At 54.1% G+C, this 19805-nt stretch carries 15 protein-coding genes and 4 tRNA genes; all 19 read right to left on the bottom strand.

Going from position 1 to position 19805, the window contains the following annotated elements:
• Nucleotides 1-75 precede the first annotated feature (75 nt).
• Nucleotides 76-4326 carry a DNA-directed RNA polymerase subunit beta' gene (rpoC, locus tag GTU67_RS04280; RefSeq protein ID WP_185778914.1) on the bottom strand — a complete coding sequence of 1417 codons (4251 nt, stop codon included), beginning with the start codon at nucleotides 4324-4326 and terminating at the stop codon, nucleotides 76-78.
• Nucleotides 4326-8438: a DNA-directed RNA polymerase subunit beta gene (rpoB, locus tag GTU67_RS04275; RefSeq protein WP_185778913.1), complete on the bottom strand. Its 4113-nt coding sequence runs from the start codon at nucleotides 8436-8438 to the stop codon at nucleotides 4326-4328. Before rpoB ends, rpoC begins: the two co-directional genes overlap by 1 nt.
• A 161-nt stretch (nucleotides 8439-8599) precedes the next feature.
• Nucleotides 8600-8977, bottom strand: coding sequence for a 50S ribosomal protein L7/L12 (gene rplL / locus GTU67_RS04270; RefSeq protein WP_093971859.1), 378 nt, complete (start codon nucleotides 8975-8977; stop codon nucleotides 8600-8602).
• A 72-nt stretch (nucleotides 8978-9049) separates the two neighbouring features.
• Nucleotides 9050-9574, bottom strand: coding sequence for a 50S ribosomal protein L10 (rplJ, locus tag GTU67_RS04265; RefSeq protein WP_093971858.1), 525 nt, complete (start codon nucleotides 9572-9574; stop codon nucleotides 9050-9052).
• Nucleotides 9575-9820: 246 nt separating this feature from the next.
• Nucleotides 9821-10516: a 50S ribosomal protein L1 gene (gene rplA, locus GTU67_RS04260; RefSeq protein ID WP_185778912.1), complete on the bottom strand. Its 696-nt coding sequence runs from the start codon at nucleotides 10514-10516 to the stop codon at nucleotides 9821-9823.
• 2 nt (nucleotides 10517-10518) lie between these two features.
• Complete coding sequence (gene rplK / locus GTU67_RS04255; RefSeq protein ID WP_093971856.1) at nucleotides 10519-10950, bottom strand: 50S ribosomal protein L11; 432 nt, start codon at nucleotides 10948-10950, stop codon at nucleotides 10519-10521.
• 65 nt (nucleotides 10951-11015) lie between these two features.
• Nucleotides 11016-11549 carry a transcription termination/antitermination protein NusG gene (nusG, locus tag GTU67_RS04250; protein ID WP_093971855.1) on the bottom strand — a complete coding sequence of 178 codons (534 nt, stop codon included), beginning with the start codon at nucleotides 11547-11549 and terminating at the stop codon, nucleotides 11016-11018.
• 3 nt (nucleotides 11550-11552) lie between these two features.
• Nucleotides 11553-11933 (bottom strand): preprotein translocase subunit SecE, encoded by a 381-nt coding sequence (gene secE, locus GTU67_RS04245; protein WP_093971854.1) that lies wholly within the window; start codon nucleotides 11931-11933, stop codon nucleotides 11553-11555.
• Nucleotides 11934-11949: 16 nt separating this feature from the next.
• Nucleotides 11950-12025 (bottom strand) — tRNA-Trp (locus tag GTU67_RS04240).
• Nucleotides 12026-12117: 92 nt separating this feature from the next.
• Complete coding sequence (tuf, locus tag GTU67_RS04235) at nucleotides 12118-13308, bottom strand: elongation factor Tu (RefSeq protein WP_185778911.1); 1191 nt, start codon at nucleotides 13306-13308, stop codon at nucleotides 12118-12120.
• Nucleotides 13309-13360: 52 nt separating this feature from the next.
• Nucleotides 13361-13435: transfer RNA gene (locus GTU67_RS04230), tRNA-Thr, on the bottom strand.
• 47 nt (nucleotides 13436-13482) lie between these two features.
• Nucleotides 13483-13556: transfer RNA gene (locus GTU67_RS04225), tRNA-Gly, on the bottom strand.
• An 88-nt stretch (nucleotides 13557-13644) separates the two neighbouring features.
• Nucleotides 13645-13731: transfer RNA gene (locus GTU67_RS04220), tRNA-Tyr, on the bottom strand.
• A 62-nt stretch (nucleotides 13732-13793) separates the two neighbouring features.
• Nucleotides 13794-14822, bottom strand: coding sequence for an asparaginase (locus GTU67_RS04215; RefSeq protein ID WP_185778910.1), 1029 nt, complete (start codon nucleotides 14820-14822; stop codon nucleotides 13794-13796).
• Entirely contained in the window at nucleotides 14815-15735 is a 921-nt protein-coding gene (locus tag GTU67_RS04210) for a ParB/RepB/Spo0J family partition protein (RefSeq protein ID WP_185778909.1), read from the bottom strand. The genes GTU67_RS04215 and GTU67_RS04210 overlap by 8 nt, the downstream gene beginning before the upstream one ends.
• A 12-nt stretch (nucleotides 15736-15747) precedes the next feature.
• A complete protein-coding gene (locus GTU67_RS04205; RefSeq protein WP_185778908.1) occupies nucleotides 15748-16581 on the bottom strand; it encodes a ParA family protein in 834 nt (277 codons plus the stop codon).
• Nucleotides 16578-17261, bottom strand: coding sequence for a 16S rRNA (guanine(527)-N(7))-methyltransferase RsmG (gene rsmG, locus GTU67_RS04200; protein WP_185778907.1), 684 nt, complete (start codon nucleotides 17259-17261; stop codon nucleotides 16578-16580). Before rsmG ends, GTU67_RS04205 begins: the two co-directional genes overlap by 4 nt.
• The gene (gene mnmG / locus GTU67_RS04195; RefSeq protein ID WP_185778906.1) at nucleotides 17258-19174 is read right to left on the bottom strand and encodes a tRNA uridine-5-carboxymethylaminomethyl(34) synthesis enzyme MnmG; all 1917 of its coding nucleotides are present in this window, start codon (nucleotides 19172-19174) and stop codon (nucleotides 17258-17260) included. The genes rsmG and mnmG overlap by 4 nt, the downstream gene beginning before the upstream one ends.
• 387 nt (nucleotides 19175-19561) lie before the next feature.
• Nucleotides 19562-19768: a cold-shock protein gene (locus GTU67_RS04190; RefSeq protein WP_093971502.1), complete on the bottom strand. Its 207-nt coding sequence runs from the start codon at nucleotides 19766-19768 to the stop codon at nucleotides 19562-19564.
• Nucleotides 19769-19805: the final 37 nt, after the last annotated feature.

Here is a 19805-nt window from a genome sequence, read left to right as displayed (position 1 = left end):
AAAAACCCTACCGGCTTGCGCCGGCAGGGTTAAATATTAAAGGCCGGGCGCTTTGGCCCGGCCTGCGACAGCAACTTATTCTTCGTTGCCGTCTTGTACTTCGTTGTTGTCGACGCCGTCGGCTTCGGGGGCCGACTCGACCGTTACAGGTGCGTCTTCAAACGGGTTGGCCATAACACGTGCAGCCTGGCGTTCGGCCTCTTCGTGCTTCTCTTTGGCTTTACGCGCCATGTGGTAAGACATGCCGGTACCGGCAGGAATCAGACGGCCCACAATGACGTTTTCTTTCAGGCCACGCAGCTCGTCGCGCTTGCCCATGATGGCAGCCTCGGTCAGCACGCGGGTAGTTTCCTGGAAGGACGCCGCAGAAATGAACGAATCGGTCGACAGCGAAGCCTTGGTGATACCCAGCAATACGTTGTCGTATGTTGCGGGGATCTTGCCTTCGGCTTCCATGCGATCGTTTTCATTCAGCAGTTCGGAGCGCTCGACCTGTTCGCCGTTGATGAAGCTGGTATCGCCCGAATCAACGATATTCACACGACGCAACATCTGGCGAACAATCACTTCGATGTGCTTGTCGTTGATTTTTACGCCCTGCAAACGGTAGACGTCCTGAACTTCATTCACGATGTATGTGGCCAAACGCTCGATGCCTTGCAGACGCAGAATGTCGTGTGGATCGGACGGACCATCAACAATCATCTCGCCCTTATTGACCACCTGGCCGTCGTGCACCAGCACCTGTTTTTCTTTTGGAATCAGGAACTCGTGGCTGACGCCGTCCATGTCGGTAATGACCAGACGTTGCTTGCCCTTGGTGTCTTTACCGAACGAGACCGTACCTGTGATGTCGGCCAACATACCGGCATCTTTGGGTGAACGGGCTTCGAACAGTTCAGCCACACGGGGCAGACCGCCGGTAATGTCACGGGTCTTCTGCGATTCTTGAGGAATACGCGCAAGAACTTCACCCACATTCACCTGCTGACCATCGCGAACCGTGATCAGGGCGCCGACCGGGAACGAAATATTGACCGAGTGATCGGTACCGGCGATTTTGATTTCGTCGCCGGCATCGTTCAGCAGCTTGATCTGCGGACGCATCATGGTCTTGCCACCACGCGTTTTCGGCGTGATGACAACCAGTGTCGACAAGCCCGTGACTTCGTCTACCTGCTTGGCAACAGTCGCACCTTCTTCGATGTTCTCGAAGCGCACCGAACCGGCGTACTCGGAGATGATCGGACGGGTGAGCGGATCCCAGGTTGCGAGACGTTCGCCAGCCTTGACTTCTGCACCATCGGCAACGACCAGCGTGGCACCGTACGGGATCTTGTGACGTTCGCGCTCGCGGCGGTTGTCGTCAAAAATAACGATTTCGCCCGAACGGGAAATAGCGACACGTTCGCCTTTGGCGTTGGTGACGTAACGCATCGACACGCCAAACGATACTGTACCGGCAACCTTGGTTTCGACCGAACTGGCCATGGCTGCACGCGACGCCGCACCACCAATGTGGAAGGTACGCATCGTCAGCTGTGTACCGGGCTCACCGATAGACTGCGCAGCAATAACACCCACGGCTTCACCGCGGTTGACCAGACTGCCACGACCCAAATCGCGACCATAGCAGTGCGCACAAAGGCCACGACGCGTTTCGCAGGTCAGCGGCGTACGGATCTTGACTTCGTCGACACCCAGGCTGTCGATCAGATCGACCAGGTCTTCGTCAAGCAAGGTACCGGCAGGAATCGCCGTTTCTTGGGTATCGGGGTTGACGATATCGGCTGCCGCAACACGACCCAGAATACGCTCGCGCAGGGGTTCAATAACCTCACCACCCTCGACCAAAGCCTTCATGGTGTAACCACTGGTGGTACCGCAATCAGTTTCGGTAATAACCAGATCTTGGGTCACGTCGACCAGACGGCGGGTCAGGTAACCCGAGTTAGCGGTTTTAAGCGCTGTATCGGCCAGACCTTTACGTGCACCGTGCGTTGAAATGAAGTACTGCAGTACGTTCAGGCCTTCGCGGAAGTTAGCTGTAATCGGCGTTTCGATAATCGAACCGTCGGGCTTGGCCATCAGGCCGCGCATACCGGCCAGCTGACGAATCTGGGCCGCGGAACCCCGCGCACCCGAGTCAGCCATCATGTAGATGGAGTTAAACGATTCCTGGCGGACTTCGTTACCGTGACGGTCGGTGACCGGCTCGGTTGCGAGTTGTTCCATCATGGCCTTGCCGACCTTGTCGCCGGCCTTGCCCCAGATGTCGACCACGTTGTTGTAACGCTCTTGTGCCGTCACCAGACCCGACGAGTACTGCTTGTCGATGTCTTTGACTTCGTTGCTGGCCTGGGCCAGGATCTCTTCTTTGACGGTCGGGATAACCATGTCGTTCATGGCGATGGAAATACCGCCACGGGTCGCCAGACGGAAACCGGACTGCATGAGTTTGTCGGCAAAAATTACCGTAGCACGCAAGCCGCAACGACGGAACGACTGGTTGATAAGACGCGAAATTTCTTTCTTTTTCAGCGCGCGGTTCAGGGTGGTGAACGGCAGGCCCTTAGGCAAAATTTCGGACAGCAAGGCGCGGCCCACGGTCGTTTCGTGGCGCTTCAGTACGGGCGTAAATTCGCCGGTGGCATCTTTCTCGTATTCGTAAAGACGCACGGTAATACGCGTTTGAAGCTCGACTTCACCATTGTCGTAAGCACGCTGCACTTCGGCGACATCAGCAAAGAACATGCCTTCGCCCTTGCCATTGATACGTTCGCGCGTCGTGTAATACAGACCCAACACGATATCTTGCGACGGCACGATAGACGGCTCGCCGTTGGCGGGGAACAGCACGTTGTTCGAGGCCAGCATAAGCGTACGGGCTTCGAGCTGGGCTTCGAGCGACAGCGGCACGTGAACGGCCATCTGGTCACCGTCGAAGTCAGCGTTGAACGCTGCGCAAACCAGCGGGTGCAACTGAATGGCTTTACCTTCAATCAGCACAGGCTCGAACGCCTGAATACCCAAACGGTGCAGCGTAGGCGCACGGTTGAGCATGACGGGGTGTTCACGAATGACTTCTTCGAGAATATCCCATACGACAGATTCCTGGCTTTCGACCAGCTTCTTGGCCGCCTTGATGGTTGTTGCCAAACCCATCATTTCGAGGCGGTTGAAAATGAAAGGCTTGAACAGCTCGAGCGCCATCAGTTTGGGCAAACCGCACTGATGCAACTTGAGTTGCGGACCCACCACAATCACCGAACGACCCGAGTAGTCGACGCGCTTACCCAGCAAATTTTGACGGAAACGACCGCTCTTGCCTTTGATCATGTCGGCCAGCGACTTGAGCTGACGCTTGTTGGCGCCCGTCATGGCTTTACCACGACGGCCGTTATCGAGCAGCGAATCGACCGACTCTTGCAGCATACGTTTTTCGTTGCGCAAAATGATGTCGGGCGCTTTCAGTTCGAGCAGGCGCTTGAGACGATTGTTGCGGTTAATGACGCGGCGATACAGGTCGTTCAGATCGGAGGTCGCGAAGCGACCGCCGTCGAGCGGCACCAACGGGCGCAGATCGGGCGGCAATACCGGCAGCACTTCCATGATCATCCAGTCGGGCTTGATCCCCGACTTCTGGAAACCTTCGAGCACTTTAAGGCGCTTCGAGATTTTTTTGATCTTGGCATCGGAGCTGGTGGCTTTCAGTTCGGCACGCAGGGTATCGACTTCGCGATCGATGTCGATGGTGCGAAGCAATTCGCGGACAGCTTCAGCACCCATCAGGGCATGGAAGTCGTCGCCGTACTCTTCTGTTTTAGCCAGGTAGTCGTCGTCGGACATGATTTGGCCGCGCTTGAGCGGTGTCATGCCAGGTTCGATAACGCACCATGCTTCGAAGTACAACACACGTTCGATATCGCGCAGGGTCATGTCGAGGACCATGCCCAAACGCGACGGCAGGCTCTTCAGGAACCAGATGTGCGCAACCGGGCTGGCCAGTTCGATGTGGCCCATGCGCTCGCGGCGCACTTTGGCGACGGTGACTTCGACGCCGCACTTTTCGCAAATGACGCCGCGATGCTTGAGGCGTTTGTATTTGCCGCACAAGCATTCGTAGTCTTTGATGGGACCAAAAATCTTGGCGCAGAACAAACCGTCACGCTCGGGCTTGAACGTCCGGTAGTTGATGGTTTCGGGCTTACGGACTTCGCCATAAGACCACGAACGCACTTTCTCGGGCGATGCAATGCCGATTTTGATGGCGTCGAATTGCTCGTCTTGCGAGACTTGTTTGAATAGGTCGAGTAGCGCTTTCATTAGTTACGCTCCAAATCCATGTCCAGCGACAAAGATCGAATTTCTTTGACCAGAACGTTGAACGACTCTGGCATGCCTGCGTCGATGACGTGATCACCCTTGACGATGTTCTCGTAGACCTTGGTACGGCCTGTGATGTCATCTGACTTGACGGTGAGCATTTCTTGCAACGTATACGACGCACCATAAGCTTCGAGCGCCCAGACCTCCATCTCACCGAAACGCTGACCACCGAACTGGGCTTTACCACCCAACGGCTGTTGCGTGACCAGAGAGTATGGGCCGGTAGAACGCGCGTGCATCTTGTCGTCAACCAAGTGGTGCAGCTTGAGATAGTGCATGTACCCAACAGTGACAGGACGTTCGAATTGTTCGCCGGTGCGGCCGTCGGTCAGCCAGGCTTGCGTACGGTTGGACGCCAGCTTCAGGTTCTCGGCGATATCGTCCGGATAGGCCAATTCGAGCATCTTGGCGATCTCTTCTTCGGTTGCACCGTCGAATACCGGTGTCGCCAACGGCACACCATTCTTCAGGTTACGCGCCATTTCGACGATTTCGTCATCGGTCAGCTCATCGAGATTAGCCGATGCGCCTGTCGAGTTGTAGACTTTTTCGAGGAACGCGCGGATATCTTTGGCTTGAGCGGATTTCTCGGCATCGAGCATTTCGGCAATACGATGTCCAAGACCTTTCGCCGCCCAACCCAAGTGAACCTCAAGCACCTGACCGACGTTCATACGCGAAGGTACGCCCAGCGGGTTCAGCACGATGTCGGCGGGGGTACCGTCGGCCATGTGCGGCATGTCTTCGACGGGGGTGATGCGCGAGACAACACCTTTGTTACCGTGACGACCGGCCATCTTGTCGCCAGGCTGCAGGCGACGTTTGACGGCAAGGTAAACCTTGATCATCTTGAGCACACCGGGCGGCAGCTCGTCGCCTTGCGTAAGTTTTTTACGCTTTTCTTCGAAGGCCAGGTCAAACTGGTGACGCTTCTGCTCGAGTGACTCTTTGGCCTGTTCCAGAACAACTGCATCGGACTCATCGGCCAGACGGATGTCGAACCACTGCCAGCGATCGAGATCCCGCAGGTATTCGGTGGTAAGCGCCGTGCCTTTGGCCAGCTTGCGCGGACCGCCGTTGACGGTTTTGCCAACCAGGAACTTCTCGATACGATCGAAGGTGTCTTTTTCGACAATACGCAGCTGGTCGTTCAGGTCTTGGCGATAGCGGCGCAGCTCGTCGTCGATAATCGACTGGGCGCGTTTGTCGCGCTCGATGCCTTCGCGGGTGAAGACCTGTACGTCGATGACGGTACCGACCATGCCCGAGGGCACGCGCAACGAGGTGTCTTTAACATCGGACGCTTTCTCGCCGAAGATGGCGCGCAGCAGTTTTTCCTCGGGCGTGAGTTGGGTTTCGCCTTTAGGCGTGACCTTACCCACCAGCACGTCATCGGCGCGAACTTCGGCGCCAATGTGAACAATGCCCGAATCGTCAAGACGATTCAATTGAATCTCAGGCAAGTTGCTGATGTCGCGTGTGATTTCTTCAGCACCCAGCTTGGTATCGCGTGCGACAACGGTCAGCTCTTCGATGTGAATCGATGTGTAGCGATCGTCAGCAACCACTTTTTCGGAGATCAGGATCGAGTCTTCGAAGTTGTAGCCGTTCCAGGGCATGAACGCGATCAGCATGTTCTGACCCAAGGCCAATTCGCCCAGGTCGGTAGATGCGCCGTCGGCCAGAACGTCACCACGCGCGACGAGATCGCCTTGCTTGACGATAGGGCGCTGGTTGATGTTGGTGTTCTGGTTGGAACGGGTGTACTTGATGAGGTTGTAGATGTCGACACCCACTTCACCGGCGACGTTTTCGTCGTCGTTGACGCGAATAACGACACGCTCGGCATCGACGTGATCAACGATACCGCCACGCAGGGCCTGTACGGTTGTGCCCGAGTCGACGGCAACGGTACGCTCGATACCCGTACCGACCAGCGTTTTTTCAGGACGCAGGCAGGGGACGGCCTGACGCTGCATGTTGGCGCCCATCAGTGCACGGTTGGCGTCGTCGTGCTCGAGGAACGGAATGAGCGAAGCAGCCACCGATACGATCTGCGACGGAGCAACGTCCATGTAGTGAACGTTGTCGGGCGACGTCAGCATGGTTTCGCCGGCCTGACGGCAAGCGACCAGATCGCTGACAAAGCGGCCTTCGGGGTCGAGTTCGGCGTTAGCCTGCGCAATGACGTAATTGCCTTCTTCGATGGCCGACAGGTAGTCGATTTGATCGGATACCTTACCGTCGATAATCTTGCGATAGGGCGTTTCGAGGAAGCCATATTCGTTAAGGCGCGCATACAGCGCCATCGAGTTGATCAGACCGATGTTCGGGCCTTCAGGTGTCTCGATGGGGCACACGCGACCGTAGTGCGTGGGGTGCACGTCGCGCACTTCGAAGCCGGCACGTTCGCGTGTAAGACCGCCAGGGCCCAAGGCCGAAACACGACGTTTGTGCGTGATTTCGGACAGCGGGTTGGTTTGGTCCATGAACTGCGACAGCTGGCTGGAGCCGAAGAACTCTTTGATAGCCGCAGAAATAGGCTTCGAGTTGATCAGGTCGTGCGGCATCAGGTTTTCGGTCTCGGCCTGGCCCAGACGCTCTTTGACCGCACGCTCGACACGTACCAAACCGGCACGGAACTGGTTCTCGGCCAGTTCACCCACACAACGCACACGACGATTGCCCAGGTGATCGATATCATCGATCTGGCCACGACCGTTACGCAGCTCAACCAATACCTTGATGGTTTCAAGGATGTCTTCGTTGGTCAGGGTAAGCGGACCGGTGTTGTCGTCGCCACGACCCAGTCGGCTGTTGACCTTCATGCGGCCAACACGCGACAAGTCGTAGGTTTCTTCGCTGTAGAACAAGCGCTGGAACAGCGCCTCGACGGCTTCTTCGGTAGGTGGCTCGCCAGGACGCATCATGCGGTAGATGGCGACGCGCGCGGCCATTTGGTCGGCGGTGTCGTCAGTGCGCAAGGTTTGCGAAATGTACGGACCCCGGTCGAGATCGTTGATGTACAGCGTTTCGATTTCGCTGATACCCGCGGCGCGCAAGTCGGCCATGATGGTTTCAGTGATTTCGTCGTTGGCTTTGGCAATGACTTCGCCGGTGTCGGGGCTGATGACGTTCTTGGCCAGAACACGGCCATAGAAAAAGTCTTCGGGTACCGAAACGTGTTCAACGTTGGCGGCCTGCAGTTCGCGCAGGTGCTTGACGTTGATACGTTTGTCTTTTTCGACAATGACCTTGCCGCTACGGTCGGTGATATCGAAACGAGCAACTTCGCCTTTCCAGCGCTCGGGAACGAAGTCGAGCAAACCGCCTTCGCTCTTGACAGTGAAACGGTCGAAGTCGAAGAAGTAAGCCAGAATGTCTTCAGCCGACATGCCAATGGCTTTGAGCAAGATAGACACAGGCATCTTGCGACGACGGTCGACACGGAAGAACAGGACGTCTTTCGGGTCAAATTCGAAGTCGAGCCACGAGCCGCGGTAAGGAATGACGCGTGCCGAGAACAGCAGCTTGCCGGAACTGTGGGTTTTGCCGCGATCGTGCTCGAAGAACACGCCAGGCGAACGGTGCAACTGCGAAACAATGACGCGCTCGGTACCGTTGATGACAAACGAACCGGTGTCGGTCATGAGCGGAATTTCGCCCATGTAGACCTCTTGTTCTTTGACTTCTTTGATTGTCGGCTTGCTGACTTCGCGGTCCATCAGGACCAGACGTACCTTGGCGCGCAGGGGCGACGCATAGGTCAGGCCACGCAGCTGGCATTCTTTAACGTCGAATACCGGTTCGCCAAGCACATAGCTGACGAACTCGAGGCGTGCCATTTGATTGTGGCTGACGATGGGGAAAATGGAGGTAAAGGCGGCCTGAAGGCCTTCATCTTTGCGCTGGGATGGGGGGGTATCCGCTTGCAAAAATGTTAAGAATGATTGCAGTTGAGTCGCCAGAAGGTAGGGAACGTCTTGAACGTCCTCACGTTTGGCGAAGCTCTTACGTATGCGCTTTTTTTCGGTATACGAATAAGGCATGAGCACTCCGACTCGAGGGGGTTACATGGGCCGTCAACCACGGCCTGGTTTACGACTCTAGAAAACCCTACTTAAGGGCAAAAACGGCGCTCAAATAAGGGTTTTCTGGAAACGCAAAAGCCCGGGAAGGCCAAAACCTACCCGGGCAAGAGCAACAAGTATTACTTGAGCTCGACCTTAGCACCAGCTTCTTCAAGCTTGGCTTTGGCGGCGTCAGCGTCAGCCTTGGCTGCAGCTTCTTTAACTGTCTTGGGTGCGCCGTCAACCAGGTCTTTGGCTTCTTTCAGGCCCAGACCGGTGATTTCGCGGACAGCTTTAATAACTGCAACTTTGTTCGCGCCAACGTCAGCAAGGACGACGTCGAACTCGGTTTTTTCTTCAGCGGCGGCAGCGCCACCAGCTGCAGGTGCAGCAACAGCGACAGCAGCTGCAGCAGCCGATACGCCGAATTTTTCTTCCATTTCCTTGATCAGCTCGGACAGTTCGAGCACGGTCAGGTTAGCAACCGCGTCAAGGATTTCTGTTTTGCTCAATGCCATTTTTAGAACTCCAAATTTAAATGTATGCCAGGGTTGGGTATCGCTGTGTCTTTCGACGAAATTCCAAAAAGCTTACGCAGCTTCTTTTTGATCGCGAACGGCCGCCAGGCCGCGTACGAATTTGGTTGGAACTTCGTTGAGCGTACGCACAAATTGCGTGACAGGGGCTTGCATGGTACCCATAAGTTTCGCCAACAGCTCGTCGCGGGAAGGCAGTGTGGCCAAGGCCATAACGCCATCGACGCTCAGGACGTTATCGGGCAGCGAACCGCCTTTGATAACGAGCTTGTCGTTGGTTTTAGCGAAACTGGCGAGTACTTTTGCAGCCGCGACTGGATCTGTACTGATACCGTAAATAAGGGGACCAGTAAGACCTGCCGACATGCCTTCGAAAGGCGTACCGGCGACGGCGCGGCGAACCAGCGTGTTTTTGAGAACACGCAGATACACACCCGACTCACGCGCTTGTTTGCGCAATACGGTGACGGCAGCGACGTCCAGACCACGGTACTCTGCTGTAACAATCGATTGAGCCTTGGCTACTTGAGCCGCAACTTCTTCGATTACTACCGCTTTCTCTTTACGATTGAGACTCACGGTTTGAACACTCCATCTAATGACACCTGGGACGGTCCCGGGCGTCTACCGAATGCGGCGCTCCTGGTCGAGTTCTTAAACAACAAGAATTCTTCCATGGGCGCCGTCTGCGCTGGATACAGACCGGACGGGCCGGTTTGAGATTAAGCCTTTGGCGAATACAGCGTGCCGAGGGCTCCAGCGGTCTTTGACAGCAACACCCGGGGGACCCGGGTGCAGCCCAAAGTTCTGTTTTGCTGTCGGCTTTTAGGCCGCCAGCGAGGCGATTTCGACGCGAGCACCGCCGCCCATAGTGGACGAAACGGCGACTTTACGAAGGTAAATGCCTTTAGCTGCTGCAGGACGTGCTTTATTCAGGGCGTCGATCAGTGCGGCCAAGTTGGTTTGCAGCTGTTCGACTTCGAAGGAAGCACGGCCAATTGTTGCGTGGATGATACCGGCTTTGTCGGTACGGTATTGAACCTGACCTGCCTTGGCGTTTTTAACCGCCTGGGCAACGTCGGGGGTTACTGTGCCAACTTTAGGGTTAGGCATCAGCCCGCGAGGACCGAGCACTTGACCCAGGGCACCGACGATACGCATGGTGTCGGGCGAAGCAATGACGACGTCAAAGTCGATGTTGCCGGCTTTGATTGAGTCGGCCAGGTCTTCCATGCCAACGATGTCGGCGCCGGCAGCCTTTGCAGCTTCGGCTTTTTCGCCTTGGGCGAAAACAGCAACACGCATGGTTTTACCGGTACCGGCGGGCAAAACGACCGAGCCACGTACGAGCTGGTCTGATTTTTTAGGATCGATACCGAGCTGAACAGCGACGTCGATGGACTCGTTGAACTTGGCGGTGGCGGTTTCTTTGACGAGTGCCAGCGCTTCGTTAACGGAATAAAGCTTGGTGCGATCGATTTTTGCCTTGATCGCGGCGGCGCGTTTACCAAGTTTGGCCATGGTTATACCCCTTCAACCGTAATGCCCATGCTGCGGGCGCTGCCTGCGATGGTGCGAACAGCGGCGTCGAGGTCGGCTGCTGTCAGATCAGGCATTTTGGTTTTTGCAATTTCTTCAGCCTGTTCACGCGTCAGTTTGCCTACTTTGTCGGCGTTAGGACGTGCGGAACCTTTTTGAACGCCAGAAGCTTTCTTGATGAGGACGGCCGCAGGCGGCGTCTTCATGATGAATGTAAAGCTCTTGTCGGCGTAGGCGGTAATTACGACGGGGATAGGCAGGCCGGGCTCCAGGTTCTGCGTTTGCGCATTAAACGCTTTGCAGAATTCCATGATGTTCAGGCCACGCTGACCCAGTGCAGGGCCGACTGGGGGTGAGGGGTTAGCCTTACCAGCTGGGATTTGCAGCTTGATAAAGCCGACGATTTTTTTCGCCATGCTAAGCTCCTTGCGGGTACATACGCCGTTGTTGCATAAACAAACGGCTCCCCGGGGTTAAAAACTCAGGTCTTTTCGACCTGACCAAAATCGAGTTCAACAGGTGTTGCACGCCCGAAAATAGTGACGGACACACGTACCTTACTTTTCTCGTAGTTAACTTCTTCGACGTTGCCGTTAAAGTCGGCAAACGGCCCTTCTTTGACGCGGACCATTTCGCCCACTTCAAACAGAATTTTCGGTTTTGGCTTCTCGACGCCTTCTTCCATTTGCGAAAGAATTTTCTCGACTTCGCGCTCGGAGATAGGTGCAGGGCGGTTGCCTGAACCACCTAAAAAGCCGGTGACACGATTGGTGTTTTTCACCAAGTGCCAAGTGTCATCAGTGAGCTCCATTTCGACCAGGACATAGCCCGGGAAAATACGACGCTCGGTGATGGACTTTTTACCGCCTTTGACCTCGAGAACTTCTTCGGAGGGAACGAGAATGCGACCAAACTTGTCTTCAAGACCTGCGCGCTCGATGCGTTCAACGAGCGCACGATGGACGCTTTTTTCCATGCCCGAATAGACATGGACGACATACCAGCGTTTACTCACGTTTTACCTCCAGCCCAGCAGCAGGCCGTAAATGGCCCAGCCCAGGATCTTGTCGGTAACCCACAGCATGATGCCCATGACAGTGACAAAGGCAAACACAATGCCCGTCATTTGCATGGCTTCTTTGCGGGTTGGCCAAATTACGCGCTTGAGCTCGCCGTAGGAATCGCGACCAAAGCTGATGGTGCGACGGCCGGGCTCGGATGACCATGCTACAAAAGCAGCGATGACCAGGCTGGCGATAAAGATGGCGACACGAACTACCGTGGGTTGGTTGTCAAGTACCGAAAACGCAACAATCCCGGCAACAATGATAAGTACTGACAGGGTTAGTTTGACCCGGTCCAGTGTGCTGCTTACGGTTTCTACGTTGGTATTTGACATATTAGTTTGTGGCGTTTGGCAGGGGCAGTAGGAATCGAACCTACAACCTTCGGTTTTGGAGACCGACGCTCTGCCAATTGAGCTATACCCCTAAACCCTGTCAAACGTGCGGGCCAATGCCCACAGCGCTTAAACGATACTGGCAGCCGGCATGACCCGACTGCCAAAATACTACTACTAAAACTTAGGCAAGAATTTTAGCAACAACACCGGCGCCGACGGTACGGCCACCTTCGCGAATCGCGAAGCGCAGACCTTCTTCCATAGCGATCGGAGCGATCAGCTTGACAGTCATCGAGACGTTATCGCCAGGCAGAACCATTTCTTTGTCTGCGCCCAGGTCAATCGTACCGGTAACGTCAGTTGTACGGAAGTAGAACTGAGGACGATAGCCATTGAAGAACGGCGTGTGACGGCCACCTTCGTCTTTGGACAGAATGTACACCTCGGCGGTGAACTCGGTGTGCGGCTTGATCGAGCCGGGCTTGGCCAGAACCTGACCACGCTCGACGTCTTCACGCTTGGTACCGCGCAGCAATACACCAACGTTGTCGCCAGCTTGACCTTGGTCCAGCAGCTTGCGGAACATTTCAACGCCCGTGCAAGTCGTCTTGACGGTGTCTTTGATACCAACGATTTCGATCTCTTCGCCGACTTTAACAATACCGCGCTCGATACGGCCAGTCACCACAGTACCGCGACCCGAGATCGAGAAGACGTCTTCAACAGGCATCAGGAATGTACCGTCAACCGCACGCTCAGGCGTGGGGATGTAGGTGTCCAGTGCTTCAGCCAGTTTCAGGATCGCTTCTTTACCCAATGGGCCTTCGTCGCCTTCCAGCGCCAGCTTGGCCGAACCCTTGATGATGGGGGTGTCGTCGCCGGGGAAGTCGTACTTGGACAGCAGCTCGCGCACTTCCATTTCGACCAGCTCGAGCAACTCTTCGTCGTCGACCATGTCGGCTTTGTTCAGGAACACGATGATGTAAGGCACGCCAACCTGACGGCTCAGCAGAATGTGTTCACGTGTTTGGGGCATTGGGCCGTCAGCGGCCGATACCACCAAAATCGCGCCGTCCATCTGGGCGGCACCCGTAATCATGTTCTTGACGTAGTCGGCGTGGCCGGGGCAGTCAACGTGAGCGTAGTGACGGGCTGCGGTTTCGTACTCAACGTGCGAAGTATTAATCGTAATACCACGGGCCTTTTCTTCGGGCGCTGCGTCAATTTGCGAGTAGTCTTTGGCTTCGCCACCGAAGGCCTTGGACAATACTGTTGTGATCGCTGCGGTCAGCGTCGTTTTGCCGTGGTCAACGTGACCGATCGTGCCGACGTTTACGTGCGGTTTGGTCCGCTCAAACTTACCTTTTGCCATGGCTCTGACTCCTGACTGTGCGAAAATACTGCGAGTTAACGAAATACGTTAGTGGTGCCCATGACGCGGATCGAACGCGTGACCTCTCCCTTACCAAGGGAGTGCTCTACCACTGAGCCACATGGGCGGTATCCTTCAAGCTAAAAAACCCGCCTTAGCGGATTTGCAAAAACTTGGAGCGGGTGAAGGGAATCGAACCCTCGTCGTAAGCTTGGAAGGCTTCTGCTCTACCATTGAGCTACACCCGCGAAGGGATTCTCTTCTGTACCTGGCGTTGCTTAACGTTGTTGTGCAACGCTGCTTACGCAAAATGCCAGGCCCGTTCTAAAAGGTTTCTGGTGGTGGGAGTTGGATTCGAACCAACGTAGGCGCAAGGCCAACAGATTTACAGTCTGCCCCCTTTAACCACTCGGGCATCCCACCAAAAGAGAACCTCGAATTATGCACATATTTTTAGTGTGTGTCAAACGCTATGCGGCTTTTTTTTAGTGTTCGTCGAAATATTTTTGAATTTTTACAATTTCGGCGGTCTTTTGCAGGGCAAGAAACAACAGAACACGCGCTTTATGTGCATTTAAGTCATGAGTTACAACAAACCCATAAGCATCATCTTGAACCTCGAGATTTCGGGTCACACGACCGGCAGCGCAACGAGTGGCTCGAGCCACGACAAGGCCCTGTGCTGCGGCCGATGCCAGGCATTGCATGGTTTCGTCTGACATATTGCCATTACCAACGCCTGCGACCACCAATGCCGCAGGTTTTGTGAGCAATAGTGCTTCAAGGGTTTCGATATCATTTGCTGCCATGGCGTACCACACGGGTACACGAACCGGAGGGCGCGCGTCTTGATCGGTAGCGCTCAAGTCAAGATGCAGCGCGCTAACACTGCCAAACTTTTGCGCCGGCCCTTTGTAAAAATAATGGACCCCGCTTGATGTCAGCCAGCCGATGGGGCCGGTCTCGCGGGATTCAAAAGCGTCGATGCCTTCACATGCGCGCTTTTGCACGTAACGCGCGCTGTGCACCACACCGTTCATGACGACCAACACACCTTTCCTGGCCGATTCCGGCTCAGCGGCAACGCGCACAGCGTCGTACAGATTCACCGGGCCATCTGCTGCATACGCATTTGCAGGTTTCATCGCACCGGTAATAATCACCGGAATATCGACGGATAACGCGAGATGCAAGAAGTATGCGGTTTCTTCCATGGTGTCGGTACCATGGGTGACAACAATAGCGTCGGCGTGGTCGGCCTGGGCAATTTGGGTAATACGGCGGGCAAGTGCAGCCCACACGGTCCAGGTCATGGACTGACTGCCAATATTGACCAGTTGTTCGGCCTGGACCGCAGCAATGCCGGATAAATCGGGCAGGGCCGACAACAATGCTTTGGCACTGAGTTTGCCCGCCACATACGCGGCTTGCCCCGTTTGAACACCCGCAATAGTGCCGCCGGTTGCCAGGATGGTCACGCGGGGCAAAGCCACCGCTTTATGCCGGTCAGGCATCGACCACACCTGCCATGCCTTGTCGCTCGAGCAAAGCGTTCAAATGCTCCCAATCATGAAAATCGATAATTAATTGGCCCTTATTCTTGCGGCTGATTTTCAGGGAAACTTTTGTGCCTAAGTGATCGGACAATGCTTCTTCAAGCCGCTTGGCATCGCCCGATTTGCTATTGTCGGCCGCTACAGTGCGCGCAGCGGGCTCGTCTCGTTCTCGTATGGCCCGACCCACCAGTTTTTCGGCATCACGAACTGACATACGTTTCGTGATGATTTCGTTGGCCAGAATAATTTGTTGCCCAGCATCGATTGCAAGCAGCGCACGGGCGTGTCCCATATCGATGTCCCCGGCCAAAAGCATCGTTTGCACCGGCTCGGTCAGGTTAAGCAAACGCAACAAGTTGCTGGTTGCCGATCGCGAACGACCGATTGCCTGTGCGGCTTGTTCGTGCGTAAGCCCGAACTCGTCTAGCAGGCGACGTACACCATGTGCTTCTTCAAGCGGGTTCAGATCCTCGCGCTGAATGTTCTCAATAAGCGCCATGACGGCCGCATTTTCGTCAGCGACGTCACGAACGAGTACCGGGACTTCTTTCAGCCCCGCAATTTGGGCGGCGCGAAAACGACGTTCACCCGCGATGATTTCATACTTGCCTTTCTGCGAGCCGGAAAGTGCGCGCACCAGAATAGGCTGCATGATCCCTTGCGTACGAATCGATTCAGCCAGCTCGTTCAGTGCGCCTTCGTCCATGCGCGTACGGGGCTGATATTTACCCGCCACCATTTTGGTCACAGGCAAGGTGTTGGGCAAAGTTGCAGCTGCCGGCTTATCGCCCAGTTTTTCCATCGCGTCAGCGTCTGCGCCTAACAGGGCATCCAGCCCACGTCCCAACCCTTTTGGTTTTTTTGTGGCCATGATTCGAATTCCTTATGTATGCGAGGGTTCGTTTTGGACAGTTTTATTCTTGGCGTCTTGCTTGACCCGCTTGACCAGTTCTTTGGCAAACTCGATATAGGCTTTTGCGCCACGCGAGCTTTTATCGTATACCGTGCCCGGCATGCCGTGACTTGGGGCTTCGGCCAGGCGTACATTGCGCGGCACGACGGCTTTGAAAACCTTATCGCCAAAGTGACGTTCTATTTGCGCAGAAACCTGTTGTTGCAGCGTTACGCGGCTATCGAACATGACCCGAAGTAAGCCAATAAGCTGTAAGTCGGGGTTGATATTGCGATGCACCCGTTTGATTGTGTTGACCAGATCAGACAACCCCTCGAGGGCAAAGTATTCACATTGCATTGGAATAATGACACCATGTGCACCGGCCAAGCCGTTTAGTGTCAGCAATGACAGCGTCGGCGGGCAATCGATCAGAATAAAGTCATATTCGGAAATAACCGTCTGAATGGCATTTTTCAGCTGCTGTTCGCGGTCGTCCATTTGAACCAGATCGATTTCTGCGCCTGAAAGCTCGCGATTTGCGGGCAAAACATCGTATTGGCCGGTGGGCGATTTAACGCGCGCCTGAGCAATATCGGCCTCGCCAATCAGCACATGGTAAAGATTTGCATTTTCTGTGTTTTTATCAACACCACTACCCATGGTTGCGTTGCCTTGAGGGTCGAGGTCGATAAGCAAAACACGTTGACGTTGCATGACCAATGCCGCTGCCAGGTTGATTGCTGTGGTTGTTTTGCCGACACCACCTTTTTGGTTGGCAATGCAAAAGACCTTGGCAATTTTCGTTTGTGAATCTTGGGTCATTTAATTTCCTTGCGGCTCATCCAGACCAGGCAACGTTGGGCATCAAGTGCCGGTACATGTAGGGGTTCGATTGCACTGACACGCCATTCGGTTTGTTCGTGCAACGCGTCAATTTCTTCGTGGGGTTCGCGACCTTTCATGGCAAGCAATACCCCAGAGGCTGCAACGTGCCGACCCGACCAATTGGCAAAATCGTTTAATGAAGCAAACGCGCGCGATACAACGACTTGCGCATTGAAGGGAGGCAGCGACTCTACACGGGCATGATGGGCATGCAGGTTAGCCAGTTTTAACGAGCCAGAAACCTGTCTGACAAATGCCATTTTCTTTTCGACGGCATCAATGCAGTGTACTTGCGTGCCTGGCAGCAAAATTGCAATGACCACGCCCGGTAAACCCGCACCCGAACCGACATCAACGATGGGTAGCGTTTCGTTATCGGCCCTAAATGTATCTAAATGTTTCTTAAGTGCCGGAATAATAGCTAGACTATCGAACGCATGTTGAACCAACATTTGTTCCGGGTCACGAATAGCCGTCAGATTATACGTTCTATTCCATTTTTGAAGCTGCTGCAAGTATTGCAGCAGCAATTCGCACTGCGTGTCAGTCGCTTCGATACCCAACTGAGCAACGGCATCTTGAAGACGCCGTAGATACACAGAAGTCAACGCCTTCATGCCACGTGCTTTCCGTAATTGTGTCGTTTAATGTGAATCAACAACAACGAAATAGCCGCCGGTGTTACACCCGATACCCGACGCGCCTGGCCAATAGTTTCTGGGCGGCTTTGCTTAAGTTTTTGACGTACCTCTATCGACAAACTGGCGATTGCATCGTAATCAAGATTCTCAGGGATTTTTTGCTCTTCTTGAGCGGCTTGCTTTTTGACGTCTTCTTGCTGGCGGTTAACGTATCCTTCGTACTTGACCTGAATTTCGACTTGTTCGGCCACAACAGGATCTTCGACCGAAGGGCCGCCGATGTTTTGTCCATCGATAGTCGTTAGTTCAGTCAGCTTTTTATAAGTCACTTCGGGGCGCTTTAACAAATCAAGCAAAGCGTAATCGCGTTCCAGCTTTTTACCAACAACGTCTTGGGCAACTGCTTCACTGATAATGCGAGGGTTAACCCAGGTTTTCTTCAAACGTTCTATTTCACGTGAAACAGCGTCTCGCTTTCGGTTAAAAGCATCCCAACGGGCATCGTCTACCAAACCCAAATTTCGTCCAATTTCGGTCAATCGTAAATCGGCATTATCTTCACGCAGGCTTAGACGGAATTCGGCGCGAGACGTAAACATACGATAAGGCTCTGTAACGCCCCGTGTAATCAAATCGTCAACCAATACACCCAGGTAAGCCTCGTTACGCTTCGGACACCATGCGTCAAGTTCTTTTGCATGACGCGCCGCGTTTACACCGGCCAGCAACCCTTGCGCGGCAGCCTCTTCGTACCCGGTGGTGCCATTAATTTGACCGGCAAAGAACAAACCCGAAATAGCTTTGGTTTCTAATGAAAACTTTAATTCACGTGGATCAAAGTAATCATATTCAATGGCATACCCGGGTCGCATAATGACTGCGTTTTCCAGGCCGGGCAATGTTCTGATCAAGGCAAACTGAATATCAAACGGCAAACTGGTAGACACGCCGTTGGGGTAGATCTCTGTTGTCGTAAAGCCTTCGGGTTCTAAAAAAATTTGATGACTGGACTTGTCGGCAAAGCGATGGATTTTGTCTTCAATTGACGGACAGTAGCGAGGACCAATCCCTTCAATTTGACCTTGGTCGCTATACATGGGCGACCTATCCAGGCCTGAACGAATAATATCGTGCGTACGTTCGTTAGTATGCGTAATCCAGCAGGGCATTTGCGCCGGATGCATAGATGCATCACCCATAAACGAAAACACAGGAATTGGGTCTGTGTCGCCAGGCTGCACCTGGGTCCGACTGAAGTCTATGCTTCGCGCATCGATCCGCGGTGGCGTACCTGTCTTAAGGCGGCCTTGGGGTAGCTTCAGTTCTTTAAGGCGCTGCCCTAAAGATACTGCCGGCGGGTCTCCGGCACGGCCGCCCGAGTAATTATCCAGCCCCACGTGAATCAAACCGTTTAGAAACGTACCGGCTGTCAACACAACCGCTCGCCCTTTAAACGACAGTCCGATTTTCGTTACTGCGCCTGTAACCCGATCTCCCTCAACTAACAGGTCTTCAACCGATTGCTGAAAGATTGTCAAATTAGGCTGATTCTCTAGAATTTGCCGGATCGCGCTTCGATACAGCGAACGGTCTGCCTGAGCGCGTGTTGCGCGCACCGCCGGGCCTTTTGAACTATTGAGTGTTCGAAACTGTATCCCCGCCTTATCGGTGGCAAGCGCCATCGCCCCACCCATGGCATCTACCTCTTTAACCAAATGCCCCTTACCAATCCCTCCGATAGAGGGGTTGCAAGACATTTGGCCAAGCGTATCTATATTGTGGGTAAGGAGCAGTGTAGAAACGCCTGTTCTTGCTGCCGCAAGTGCGGCTTCGGTGCCAGCGTGACCACCACCAATAACGATGACGTCAAACTCATCTGGGTAGATCATGGGTAATTACTTTAAAAGACTGTATGTCGTTGATTATAACTTCCGACATTGAGTTCCACGTGAAACATAGTGTCATCGATTGACAAATGCACCATTACCTAGATTCCATTCATTCTTGTTTCACGTGGAACATAAAAGTAGGCAGCGATACACCCAACAACACAACTTTAAATGCACCTACCAAAACGTGTATGCCAAATGAATTCGTCCCTATGCGCTGCGAAACATGATCTGTAAAAAAGTTAACGTTTCACGTGAAACACAACGCTAAATAGGCTCTGTGGATAACTATGTGTATAAAGCTGTGGGAACAACAAGGATAAAATGTGAATAAAAAAACCCCGGCAAAGCCGGGGTTGAGATGCACTGCAGCGAACTGCTTACATCTTACAGGGGACGAATTTGAGCAGCTTGAGGACCTTTGGGGCCATCGTTAACTTCAAACTCTACCGCCTGGCCTTCGTTAAGGCTGCGATAACCGCGACCGTCGATAGCGGAGAAGTGAGCAAACACGTCTGCGCCACCCGCGTCGGGCGTAATAAAACCAAAACCTTTGTCGGCGTTAAACCATTTAACTTTGCCCGTTTGAGCCATAGTACTAGCGTCCTAAGTAGAAACAAAAAAAACAATG

The sequence above is a fragment of the Pusillimonas minor genome (assembly GCF_014237865.1).
Lineage (GTDB): Bacteria > Pseudomonadota > Gammaproteobacteria > Burkholderiales > Burkholderiaceae_B > Neopusillimonas > Neopusillimonas minor.
This window is presented reverse-complemented; position numbering and strand designations above follow the sequence as displayed.